This window comes from Pontibacterium sp., from assembly GCF_041587635.1.
Classification (GTDB): Bacteria; Pseudomonadota; Gammaproteobacteria; order Pseudomonadales; family Balneatricaceae; genus Pontibacterium.
This window is the reverse complement of the sequence record NZ_JBFGYC010000067.1, coordinates 1-11,391: the sequence shown is the minus strand read 5'-3', so window position 1 is coordinate 11,391 and position 11,391 is coordinate 1. Positions and strand designations below refer to the sequence as shown.

Here is an 11,391-nt window from a genome sequence, read left to right as displayed (position 1 = left end):
TACCCTTCACCTCGTTCCCATGCTCCTGCGTGGGAATGCAGACCGCTCTAACGACACCGCAAGCTCAGATCGCACGCTGTGCTTAACCCGCTGTATGGATTCCCACGGGGGACCGTGGGAACCAGAATCAACCGTGGCTACCCTTCGCCTCGTTCCCATGCTCCCGCGTGGGAATGCAGACAATGCGTCTTCCTCAAAGAGACCTCGTTTATCTCCTTAACCAGCCTTTGATGACCTCAACACCTTCAGCGGTTTCACTAAACTGCTTGTCTGCAGGAGGAAGGTCCGGGCGTTGCAACATATACACATCGATCCCCAACGCTCTGGCTGCATGTAACTTGGCTTCTGTCGCCGCGCCACCGCTGTTCTTGGTGACCAACGCATCGATACCGTATTGCTCCAGCAGCGCATGCTCGTCCGCTTGCTTAAAGGGACCGATCGCTTTGATCCACTGCACCGTATCGGGCAACTCAACCTTAGGTGGAACGGCAGTGCGCAGAACAAGACGCTGCCCTCCACGCACGCACAGGGACTGCGCGACCAGCTGGTCCATCGAGCTTTGTGTCAGCTGACCTGCGGTCAATAACACTGCATGTTTATCTGCCAACGCCGGGATCAGCGACTGCCAGCAATCAAACAATCGCCAACGGTCACCGGTTTGTCTCTGCCACACCGGACGATGAAAACGCCAACACGGTATACCGCAGAGTTTCGCCACCACCACGGCATGACTGCTCATCGTTTCAGCAAACGGATGTGTCACATCCAGAATGGCGTCGACACTTTGTGCTTTAACGTAGGTTTCCAAACCACCAAATTGGGTAAATCCACCGCTGATCACTTCACAAGGCACATCCGGCATACGTACCAATCCGGCGATGCTGTAAATGATCCTGAGAGGCGTACCTGTTTCAGCACTCATCTCAGTCAGTGCTTTCGTTATACGGCGGGCATCAGCCGTGCCCCCCAGCAACAACAACGTTTTCATGTTTTATCGACTCCGTAACAACCGACAAAGTTACCCTTTCGATCCACCGCCCATATTTCCAGTACCACCGAATCCGGCATCACTGCGCGGGCTTTTAGCCAGGCCGCTCGACACACTTCAGCGGCCAGATCAACACCCGCGGCCTGGCAACGTTTCAGCGCCTGCATGCTGGTATTGGCATGAATGATTTCATCCTGTAGCACTTGATCAGCCCCCGCCTTTTTTGCCAAACCCGCCAGATGTTCAAGATCGATACTGGAGACCCGACTGTTCAGGTCCAGATGTCCATTGGCGAGTTTGCTCAGTTTGCCAAATCCACCGCAGATACTGAGCTTGTGGACAGGCGACTTCTTCAGGTGTTTGAGCACAGCCCCGACAAAATCCCCCATCTCAATCAACGCCATCTCTGGCAGGTCATACTCTGTTTTGATCGCCACTTCGCTGGTGCTCCCGGTTGTGGCGGCGATATGGTCGATCCCGTTACTACACGCCACTTCGATCCCCTGATGAATCGAGGCGATATACGCAGCACAGGAATACGGCCGTACAATGCCGGTGGTGCCGAGTATTGATAAACCACCGATAATGCCCAACCGTGGGTTCATGGTTTTCAGTGCGATCTGATCACCCTTTTCCACACCCACCGACACTTCAAATCCACCCGTATACTGATAGGTATACGCCGCATTCGTCAGGTGTTCGGTCATCATCTTGCGAGGTACTGGGTTAATCGCCGGTTCACCCACGTCCAGCATCAACCCTTCACGGGTCACCGTGCCAACACCATCCGCCGCTTTAAACTGAATCCCCGGTGTATCCGTGAGCCTCAGTTCAACAAACACAGTCGCGCCGTGGGTCACATCAGGATCATCACCCGCATCTTTGATCGTCGCGGTTCGAATACCCTTATCCAACGACTGATAGCTCTCGATCACCATATTCACCACCTTGCTACCCTCTTTCTTGGTAGGCAAAGTCACCTCCACGCTGGCGGGTTGGCGAGCAGCCAACAAGGCCCGCGCCGCGGCAACACAACAAGCGGTCGCGCATGCCCCGGTGGTTAAACCGGAGCGTAGGGGTTGAGGTGATTCGGAGCTTTCAGGCCACATGGTTTAACCTGCGATGCGCTCTGTATATTCAAACTGGCCGCTGAAGATCGCGGCAATTGCAGCGGGGTTCGACGGAAAAAACAGATGCAGATAGCTGGCCGTCAAACTGCCCTCACGGAAGATCGGTTCACCCGGTGCCGGATGACGCTGACGACGCCCGTGAGCGATTGGTGCTTCGGTATCAAACGCGCGCGAACGATGATGGGCGTGGGCACGCACCTCACCTTCCGGCAAAGCCGCTGTTTGCATCCCCTGACACCCGCGTTTGCCGCGCATCGCCCCGTGACCGGTCATCAAACCCGTCATCGGATACTGCTGTTCATCCAGATCGGTGAGGGTTTCCAGGCTGTAGAGGAAACCACCGCACTCGGCTAACACCGGTTTGCCCGATTGATGAAACTCTCGGATCGCCTGTTGAATTGACTGATTGGCACCCAGCTGGGCAGCGTGCAGTTCCGGGTAGCCGCCCGGTAACCAAAGCGCGTCCACATCCGGCAGTTCAGAATCGTTGAGTGGTGAGAAAAAGCAGTAGTCCGCACCCAACACCTTCAGCAGGCGCAGATTGGCATCATAGATAAAGCTGAACGCCGCATCTTTGGCGATCCCGATCCGCTTGCCCGCCAACAACGGCTCTACGGTATCTATATCTGCGCTTTTAAATTCAACGCTTGCGGGCATCTCTGTGATCAGATTTCCGGCGATCCACTCAGCACCTGCATTAAAGCGTTGTTCCAGCTCGTCACGCACCTCTGCTGCCTGCACCAAACCCAGATGACGCTCAGGTAATGCAACGTCAGGATCACGGGGTAAGGTTGCCAGCAGCGGCAGCGATTCGGGCAATGCTTCACGGATCAGCTCCGCATGACGTTCCGTCCCGCAACTATTCGCGATCAGACCGGCCACGGTGACATCATCACGGTAATTGGCTAGCCCCACTGCGATGGCTCCGGCTGTCTGCGCCATCCCTTTCACGTCCATCACAATCGCCAGCGGAATGTTGTAACGGGCCGCCAGATCAGCACTGGACGGTTCACCATCAAACATCCCCATCACGCCTTCAACCAGGATCAGATCCGCCTCCAGCGCGGCTTCATACAATTTCTGCTGGCAATAGGCTTCACCAGCCATCCACATATCCAGCTGCTCCACATCCTGACCGGATGCCTGCGCCAGAATTTGCGGGTCCAGATAATCCGGTCCGGTTTTGAAGACACGTACCACGTTGCCCTGCAAACGGAAATACCGCGCCAGCGCCGCTGTAATCGTCGTTTTACCCGCCCCCGAACTGGGCGCAGCTAAAAACAGTGCAGGACAGGATGCAGTTTTAACGCTAGAGATCGCAGTCATCAGTACTCAATCCCTTCCTGCGCTTTTACACCAAGGCGGAACGCATGACGCTCATCGCGGATACTGCTGATCGTATCTGCGACCTCTTCCAGACCTTCAGGCATCACCCGGCCTGTAATCATCACGTTTTGCTTGTTCGGACGGGCCTGCAATGCAGCCAACACCGGTGCCAGCTCCAGATACTTGTACTTAAACATGTAGCTCATTTCATCGAAGATCAGGATGTCGTACTGCTCATCCTGCAACAACTGCTCTGCCTTAGCCCACGCCTGCTCAGCCGCTTTGATATCCTGCTCTTTGTCCTGCGTTTCCCAGGTAAAGCCATGCCCCATCACATACCAGTCGATCTGCGGGTGATCTTTAAACAGCTTGTATTCACCGGTTTCCAGACGCCCTTTACTAAACTGCACCACCGCTGCCCGTTGCCCATGACCGACAGCCCGCGCCATGGTGCCAAAGGCGGAACTGCTTTTGCCTTTTCCGTTGCCTTTTAACAGGATCAGCACACCGCGCTCTTCGGTCGCTTTAGCGATACGCGCATCGATCACTTCTTTTTTGCGCGCCATGCGCTCCTGATGGGTCTTCATGTTTATATCCTTCAATTAGGAGAACGCCGGAAGTGGCAGATAAGTCGCGCCCAGCTGGGCCGCCAATTGTTGTCCACGACCACGCTTTACAGCGGCCTGTTCGATATCGATCCACACGGTTGCACCCGGCAACGCCAGATCATCAATCTGCGCACTACTGCGCCCGTCGGTGAGAATATAGGTTCGTAACTGCAATGCCGGGGCCTGACGTTGCAGGGTTTTCAGGTACTGCATCGCCTGTTCCAACGCATCCCGCATAGGCGTGCCGCCACCCACTGGCAGGTTATCCAGCCAGCTGCGCAGTTCTTTGGGAGCCCGCACACGGGGTAACAGGTTGTCGACGGTATTATTGCCAAAACCAAACACCGAGAGCTGTTCGCGTTGTAGGTACGCTTGTTCAGATATTTGCAGTAAAGCCGCTTTACCCACCGATTCAGGGCCTTGTCCCAAGGTTGATGCAGAGGTATCCAGCAGCACCAGATGCAATACAGACAGTCCTTGTTTGTGACGCTGAAATCGCAGTTTTTCCGGTGGCCAGATACCGCTATTGGCTACCAGGGTGCTAAACCAGCTTGGTTTTGTATTAACTGCGGAACCAACATGATCGCCTCCAACATCAGTCCCTTTTTGGCGACCTGACAGCATCGAGACTGCTGCTTTCACAGGATGCATATGACTGCGGGTATTCAGGCTAAAGGTTGGCAGTTCTGTCGCCGTGCGCTGCTGCTGAGGGGCCATACTGCCCCAGTCACTTTGATTTGAATCTGCACGGGTCTCTTGCCTATCCTGATCAGGCTGACGGTGACGATCATCCGGACGTTTAAAGCCCCCAGAAGACGGTGGTGGTGATTGATCAGGCTGTTGTGGCGGATTCGGCACCGATGTTTTACGACGATGCGCCAACACCAGTGGTTCAACCGCATCAAGGTCTTCTAAGGTAACATCTGTGCGGCCACACCATGCCGCGTGGGCTAACGCTGCGCGATACCAGACGATATCCGCGCGTAATCCGTCCACCTGAGCGGCGTTACACCGCTCAGCAATGGTCAGACGCAAAGCGTCATCACACTGAATTGCCGGTAGATTCAGGCGTGCCTGTTGTATCGCATCCAATAACTGCCCCTGCTGCTCAGCATATTCAGCACAGAACCCTTTTGGATCACGATCAAAGGCTTCACGGGAACGCACGATCTCCACCCGCTCTAACGCTGAATACTGATTGCTCAGTTCAACACAGAGGCCAAAGCGGTCATGCAGCTGCGGACGTAATTCACCCTCATCCGGGTTCATGGTGCCAATCAGCAGAAACTGTGCGGGATGGCTGTGACTGATACCGTCCCGTTCTATGCGGTTGATACCACTTGCGGCCACATCCAGCAGCTGATCCACCAGGTGATCCGCCAGCAGATTCACCTCATCCACATAAAGCACACCACCATGGGCTTTGCTCAGCAGGCCGGGACGAAATGCCACGGTCTGATCATCCAGTACTTTTTGCAGGTCTAACGTGCCCAACAACATCTCGTCGCTGGCACCTAATGGCAACGTCACAAACTCATGCCGCGTGTTGTCAGCATCGGAAGGCAACAGGTCCGCTAAACCACGTGCCAACGTCGACTTCGCACAACCACGCGGGCCACTGATCACAACCCCGCCAATAGACGGATTGATCGCTGCCAGAATCAGCGCCAGCTTAAACTGTGCCTGCCCTGCGACCGCACTGAATGGAAAATGAGTTTCAGACATTTGGCATCGGATTCCTATCGTTGGATCCATCAAGAGTTGATTCCATCACTGCTTAGGCCAGTGGGCGTGATGTTCATCGATCACAAACGGGTGACGATGGCGAAGTTTCTTGTGGTAGTGCGGATGTACATGTGGCTCCGGGCCTTCCCACCCCTGATGGTCATGCTGATGATGTTCGTCATGCGTATGGGGATGCAGATGTTCCATCGCATCGTGTTCATGCCAGAGTTCATGCTGATCCGCAGGAGGCCAGACCCGATACGCCAGCAACGTGGCGAGCAGCGCCACAACACCGAGGATAAAGAATGTCATGCTCATACTGACCAGACTTCCCAGCCAGCCGGCCAACAGATAACCCAGCAGCCACATACCATGGGTCAGGGCAAAGTTAGCCGAGAAGTAATCATTGCGGTCGCCGGGATTACAGGAATCACGCACCACCCGTCCGGTGGGAATCAGCACCAGAGACGTTGCCAACCCGATCACACACCAGATCGGGAACAAGCCCAAATAGCCGGGTTCGAGCAGACCACTGAATAACGCCAGCACAAACAGCACGCCGCCACTCAGCATCACCGACCGGTCATGCCAGTATTCCAGCAATTTAGGCAACACAACGGCGGCCGCCATCGATCCCGCACCCGCCGCGGCCATCAGCAATGGCACCTGCTCTTCGCCCAGCCCCAGCTCACTGCGCACATACACCACGGTATTCACGATGATCATCGCCCCCGCGGCAGACAGCGCCAGATTGAGTAATAGAACACCACGCAAGCGCGGGGTTTTCAGATAACTTTTGATACCAAAACTCACATGGTGCCAGACGCCACCACTGCGTTCGCTGACCTCAGCTTGCGGAATCACTGCCAACATCACGCAGCCGGTCGCCAGCACAAACGCCACCGCGTTCAGCCCAAAGAGCAGATCATACGAGGCGACCCACAACAGCAGAGCCGCCAACATTGGGCTAAACAGCGCTTCCACTTCCATGGCCAGACGGGAGAGCGACAACGCCTGAGTATAGGTTTCCTCTTCCGGCAGGATGTCGGGCAACAGCGCCTGATAGACCGGCGTATAACCCGCCGCGAGCACATTTAGCAGGAAGATCAATACAAATAGCTGCCAGATCTCACCCACAAACGGTAATAACGCAACCAACAACGCACGGCCAATATTCAGACCCGCTAACCAAAACTTGCGTGGTAGACCGCTGACATACCCCCCCACCACCGGCGCCACACCCAGATAGGCCACCATCTTGATCGCTAATGCACTGCCCAACACAGCACCGGCCTGTCCCGGACTCAGGTCATAGGCCAGCAACGCCAGCGCCACCGTGGTCAGGCCGGTGCCCAACAGGGAAACCAGCTGACTGAGGAAGAGCCAGCGAAACGTGCTGTTACTGAGTGGCGCAAACATTCCCATAGAATCTCCGGGTAACCGCATCAGACGGCTACCGTTGCCTCGGTTTCTTCGATCAACTGCGCATCGACCAAGCGCACACGCCGGGTCGCCAATTGAGACAGGAAATCATCATCGTGCGAGATAATAATCATCGCGTGTGGCAAGGCCAGCAACGTATCCAACAACCGCTGACGCGCATCGCTATCCAGTGCATTGCTGGGCTCATCTAACAAGAGCACATCCGGGTCCATCGCCAGCACCGCTGCCAGGGTAATCATGCGCTTTTCACCACCCGACAGTTGATGGGTGATGCGATCTTCGAAATCCTCCATACCCAGCGAAGCCAAGGTATCGCGGGCAATGCTGATCGCATCGGTTCGGGACATACCCAGATTCAGCGGACCAAAGGCCACATCTTCCAACACCGTTGGGCAGAACAACTGGTCATCCGGGTCCTGAAACAGAAAGCCCGCTTTCGCACGCACTTCGACGAAGTCTTTCTCTTCTTTACGCAGCTGGCCAAACGCATGAATCTCGCCGCCTTTGGCTTTTTTAAGGCCCACCAGCAGATGCAGAAAGGTGGTTTTACCGGCACCGTTAGCGCCGGTCAGTGCGACCCGTTCACCGGGATACAAACTAAAATCGACCTTGTCCAATACCACGCCGCGGCGTGGATAGCGGTAAAACAGATCACGGGTTTCAATTAAGGCCGTCATATAAAATTCAGTCCTGTCAGGGTCGCCAGAAACAGCGCACCCATCACCATAAAAGTGTAGTCCTGTCGGGCGAGAGCCATCTCATCCATCAGGTAAAAACGACCGTTATAACCCCTGCATTTCATCGCATCCGCAATACGTTCAGAGCGCTCCAGCGAATGCACTAACAACATGCCGATCAGATAACCGATAGAACGCCACGTATGGCGATCCGTGCGCAATACAAACGCCCGCGCCTGCATCGCCCGACGCATGCGTTTGTACTCCTGGCCGATCACATCCAGATAACGCACGGTAAAAAGCAACAGATGTACCAGCTTATCCGGCACCCGTAACCGCGCCATGGCATAGCCCAGCGTCGTCGCACTCATCGTGCCCACCACAGACAACAAGCAGAGCACGACAGCATTGGCTTTCAGGGCAATTTTAAACGCGTGCAGCAAACCCTCTTTACTGGCAGGTAACCCCGCCACACTGAACAGCGCCTCACCCGGCGTGGTGAATGGCAACATGATGATCAGAAAGATCATAAACATGTCCATCGCAATCACCCGACGCAGGGTCCGCTTAACGTTCAGTTTCGCCAACCGTGCCAGCAACAACGATGTCGCCAGACCAATCAGCAGCACTAAAAACTGTTCCGATGACACAACCACCAGCGCAAACAGAAACGCTGCGACTACACGCAAGCGTGGATCGAGGCTATCGATCAGCGACTGCTCATGCTTCAAGCGCTGACCTTTCCAGCTGGTGCCGCTGTGTTCAAGAAACTGAGGCACGGGCCTTGTCCTGCTGCTTGTCCTGTTTACGTTGACGCAACCAGATACCTAAACCGACCAGACCGAAGATGTAACCAATCCCACCCAGCAGATCCTGAAAACCGGCCTTTTCTTTATACGCCGCCAGCTCTTTACGCAGTGGTATAACCTGCTTCGCAACCGCCTTCTCCACCATCTGTTGAAGCGCTGCTGCATCTAGACCACTGCCCGATACTGGCGTTGTCAGATTGGACTGCACTGAAGCGATCGGTGTGCCGCCGGGTAAAGAAGCAGGCAATTCATCCGCAGGCAGAATCATCTCCAGCACATGCCCGGAACTCATATCCAGTTTAAAGTGATGATCGATGTGCTGAGTCGCCTCGAAAACAAAGAACCCTTCCTCATCGGTAAGCACTTCAGCAATCGTCTGACCAGCAGCATTAGTGATCAGCACCGGTGTCCCCGCTTTCGCCATATCCCCGTTAGAGAAACCCGCTTCACCCTCAATGGTGGCTCCTATGGCATACACACCGCCCACCACATTGTGGGCCAACGCCACATTCACACACAGCAGACTGACAAACGCGATACGCCATAAGGACTTAAGCATCCTGCCACTCCTCCGGGATATTTAGGAACTCCGGTTTGACCTGTCGAATCAGCAACACCGCGGCCGCAGTCACAAACCCTTCCACCACCATCACCGGAATATGAGCGATCAGCGTGGCTTTTGCGGCTAACCAGAAGGCTTCGCCGGACAATGCCAGTGAACCCGCGACCATCAAGGTGGTCAATGTGACCGCACCCGCACCGCCAATCGCACCCCAGATACCAGCGACTCTCGGCGATGATGCGGTAATGCCATGACGACAGAGGTAATACATCAGCACCGCAGGCAGTGCGATGTTGAAGGTGTTCACTCCTAACACCAGAAAGCCACCAAAGCCGAAGAACACCGCCTGCAGAATCAGCGCCACCAGCAATGCAGGAAACGCAGCCCAGCCTAAAGCCAGACCAATCAGGCCGTTCAGGATCAGATGGACACTGGAGAACCCCACCGGTAGGTGAATATAAGAGGCGACAAAAAATGCCGCAGACAGCACACCCACCTGAGGGAGATGATCGTAATCCATTTTTTTCAGACCATAAGCAACACCCGCGGCTGCCAGCGCGGCGCCAACGACCAATACCGGTCCTGCCAGCGCTCCATCAACAATGTGCATGGGTGTTGCCTCTATTTAATCGGATGGGCCTGAACCCAGATCACCGCATCCTGAGATAACGCTTTACCGTTATGCTCCTTTTTCGGACCCACACCCAATGCACAAAAGCCCCACTGACCTGCTTTTGGCATGGCAAAGGTAAAAGTGCCGTTCGCATCGGCATAGATGGTCATCGTGATAAATGCATCAGCTGGCGGTGTGATCGTCGAGGTCTGACTGAACGCATTGGTTTTCATATCCGGCTGATAGTTGACGTACTCAACTTCGATCTCAGCAAACGGAACTGGCTGGCCCTCACTTTTCACCACCCCGGTGAACGAACCACCTGCGTAAATCGCATAGGGTTTAGTCAGCGGTACAATCTCCGCTTCCAGGCCCAGATCATCATTCCAACCCGTGGGCAGACTGCCCACATTGACGATGGTTTTGGTGATCTGCTGGATATAGATATCTTCCGCTTCTTCCAGATAGGGCGCGGCTTTGTAGACAAACAGGTTATCGCCCAACCCCCGCAGACGCACATCCGCTTCATACGCCGGGCCGGTATTCGCTGCGCTGGTCCAGCTGATCGGTTTCAGGATGGGCAACAGATCCGTTTTTTTGCCTTTTCGGATCTGAAAAAACTGCTCGGGTTGATCAGCAGACATCACATGTCCGCTGGCCGCAGGATGGGTAAAAGGGGTTTTGAGGGTGATTTTTCCACCACGATCCAGCAACAGATCCGGTGTGTACACCATCTGGAAATGTGCCTGAGCCGAGGCTGACAACAAAACACCGGCCGCAGCCAGTGACAGGGAAAACTGTTTAAACACGTACATTAGCTCCGTCTGAAATCCATAATACAGGCGGAGTTGGGGAGGATAAGCCAACGGTACATTAACTGCACTGACGCTCGGTGAAGCCCTCCGCAACACCATTGAACTCAAAGAAAACCGCGAACCAAATCGCAGAATCCTGTCAGGCTGGTATCCGGACTCATCGGTGAGCAAATGCTCCATCGTTTCGCCTTCCCATGTACATACGACACAGTGGCGTGTGAAACGACTTAACCGATCTACCGTTGCGGGGGCAGTGTCGGGATACATTCAGACTGGCTGAATAGCACCGACTTCCCATTTAACACTCTGCTAAGAAACACAAAGTGACCTGATCTGTGGCGAACCATACGTTGGCACACCCATAGTGTCAATTGAGGGATCTTCTTATTCAGTTGAATCAAATAGATACAAGCGTAGTCTTCGTCGTCATCGAAGGTGATCAGACTACCGGCAGCTTAAAAGCTGCCCTACATCGGGTGTATTGAGTGATGACACAAGCCTGATAGCCCGCGACAGATTCCGTAACTTGTGGGGTCGGATTCATCTGACCGGCAGCTTAAAAGCTGCCCTACATCGGGTGTATTGAGTGTCGACACAAGCCTGATAGCCCGCGACAGATTCCATAACTTGTAGGGTCGGATTCATTCGACCGGCAGCTTAAAAGCTGCCCTACATCGGGTGTATTGAGTGACGAC

The 11,391-nt window shown here is 54.6% G+C and carries 11 protein-coding genes and 1 riboswitch; all 11 genes read right to left on the bottom strand.

Features of this window, described 5'->3' with window-relative positions; all coding sequences use genetic code 11:
• Positions 1-208 precede the first annotated feature (208 nt).
• From ABYW01_RS05730 to ABYW01_RS05680, 11 genes are read right to left on the bottom strand one after another with little or no spacing between them, the layout of a single operon-like run.
• Positions 209-988, bottom strand: a complete 780-nt coding sequence (locus tag ABYW01_RS05730) for a precorrin-6A/cobalt-precorrin-6A reductase (protein WP_372831541.1) — start codon at positions 986-988, stop codon at positions 209-211.
• Entirely contained in the window at positions 985-2,097 is a 1,113-nt protein-coding gene (locus tag ABYW01_RS05725; RefSeq protein ID WP_372831540.1) for a cobalt-precorrin-5B (C(1))-methyltransferase, read from the bottom strand. Before ABYW01_RS05725 ends, ABYW01_RS05730 begins: the two co-directional genes overlap by 4 nt.
• Positions 2,098-2,100: 3 nt before the next feature.
• Positions 2,101-3,444, bottom strand: coding sequence for a cobyrinate a,c-diamide synthase (locus ABYW01_RS05720; RefSeq protein WP_372831539.1), 1,344 nt, complete (start codon positions 3,442-3,444; stop codon positions 2,101-2,103).
• Positions 3,444-4,031, bottom strand: a complete 588-nt coding sequence (gene cobO, locus ABYW01_RS05715; RefSeq protein ID WP_372831538.1) for a cob(I)yrinic acid a,c-diamide adenosyltransferase — start codon at positions 4,029-4,031, stop codon at positions 3,444-3,446. Before cobO ends, ABYW01_RS05720 begins: the two co-directional genes overlap by 1 nt.
• Before the next feature lie 15 nt (positions 4,032-4,046).
• Positions 4,047-5,777 carry an ATP-binding protein gene (locus ABYW01_RS05710; protein WP_372831537.1) on the bottom strand — a complete coding sequence of 577 codons (1,731 nt, stop codon included), beginning with the start codon at positions 5,775-5,777 and terminating at the stop codon, positions 4,047-4,049.
• A gap of 45 nt (positions 5,778-5,822) precedes the next feature.
• Positions 5,823-7,202: an MFS transporter gene (locus ABYW01_RS05705; protein ID WP_372831536.1), complete on the bottom strand. Its 1,380-nt coding sequence runs from the start codon at positions 7,200-7,202 to the stop codon at positions 5,823-5,825.
• Between the two features lie 20 nt (positions 7,203-7,222).
• On the bottom strand, positions 7,223-7,897 hold the full coding sequence (locus tag ABYW01_RS05700) for an energy-coupling factor ABC transporter ATP-binding protein (protein ID WP_372831535.1): 675 nt from the start codon (positions 7,895-7,897) through the stop codon (positions 7,223-7,225).
• Entirely contained in the window at positions 7,894-8,676 is a 783-nt protein-coding gene (gene cbiQ / locus ABYW01_RS05695) for a cobalt ECF transporter T component CbiQ (RefSeq protein WP_372831534.1), read from the bottom strand. Before cbiQ ends, ABYW01_RS05700 begins: the two co-directional genes overlap by 4 nt.
• Positions 8,660-9,265 carry a hypothetical protein gene (locus ABYW01_RS05690; protein ID WP_372831533.1) on the bottom strand — a complete coding sequence of 202 codons (606 nt, stop codon included), beginning with the start codon at positions 9,263-9,265 and terminating at the stop codon, positions 8,660-8,662. Before ABYW01_RS05690 ends, cbiQ begins: the two co-directional genes overlap by 17 nt.
• Positions 9,258-9,878 (bottom strand): cobalt transporter CbiM, encoded by a 621-nt coding sequence (gene cbiM, locus ABYW01_RS05685; protein ID WP_372831532.1) that lies wholly within the window; start codon positions 9,876-9,878, stop codon positions 9,258-9,260. Before cbiM ends, ABYW01_RS05690 begins: the two co-directional genes overlap by 8 nt.
• Before the next feature lie 11 nt (positions 9,879-9,889).
• Positions 9,890-10,690, bottom strand: coding sequence for a DUF4198 domain-containing protein (locus ABYW01_RS05680; protein ID WP_372831531.1), 801 nt, complete (start codon positions 10,688-10,690; stop codon positions 9,890-9,892).
• Positions 10,691-10,820: 130 nt separating this feature from the next.
• A riboswitch (cobalamin riboswitch) is annotated at positions 10,821-11,043 on the bottom strand.
• Positions 11,044-11,391 lie beyond the last annotated feature (348 nt).

Excerpts from the sequence above, each read along its gene's own strand:
- ABYW01_RS05690 (WP_372831533.1), bottom strand. The coding sequence starts at position 9,265 with ATGCTTAAGTCCTTATGGCGTATCGCGTTTGTCAGTCTGCTGTGTGTG.
- cbiM (WP_372831532.1), bottom strand. The coding sequence starts at position 9,878 with ATGCACATTGTTGATGGAGCGCTGGCAGGACCGGTATTGGTCGTTGGC.
- ABYW01_RS05730 (WP_372831541.1), bottom strand. The coding sequence starts at position 988 with ATGAAAACGTTGTTGTTGCTGGGGGGCACGGCTGATGCCCGCCGTATA.
- ABYW01_RS05720 (WP_372831539.1), bottom strand. The coding sequence starts at position 3,444 with ATGACTGCGATCTCTAGCGTTAAAACTGCATCCTGTCCTGCACTGTTT.
- ABYW01_RS05725 (WP_372831540.1), bottom strand. The coding sequence starts at position 2,097 with ATGTGGCCTGAAAGCTCCGAATCACCTCAACCCCTACGCTCCGGTTTA.
- ABYW01_RS05710 (WP_372831537.1), bottom strand. The coding sequence starts at position 5,777 with ATGTCTGAAACTCATTTTCCATTCAGTGCGGTCGCAGGGCAGGCACAG.
- cobO (WP_372831538.1), bottom strand. The coding sequence starts at position 4,031 with ATGAAGACCCATCAGGAGCGCATGGCGCGCAAAAAAGAAGTGATCGAT.
- ABYW01_RS05705 (WP_372831536.1), bottom strand. The coding sequence starts at position 7,202 with ATGGGAATGTTTGCGCCACTCAGTAACAGCACGTTTCGCTGGCTCTTC.
- ABYW01_RS05700 (WP_372831535.1), bottom strand. The coding sequence starts at position 7,897 with ATGACGGCCTTAATTGAAACCCGTGATCTGTTTTACCGCTATCCACGC.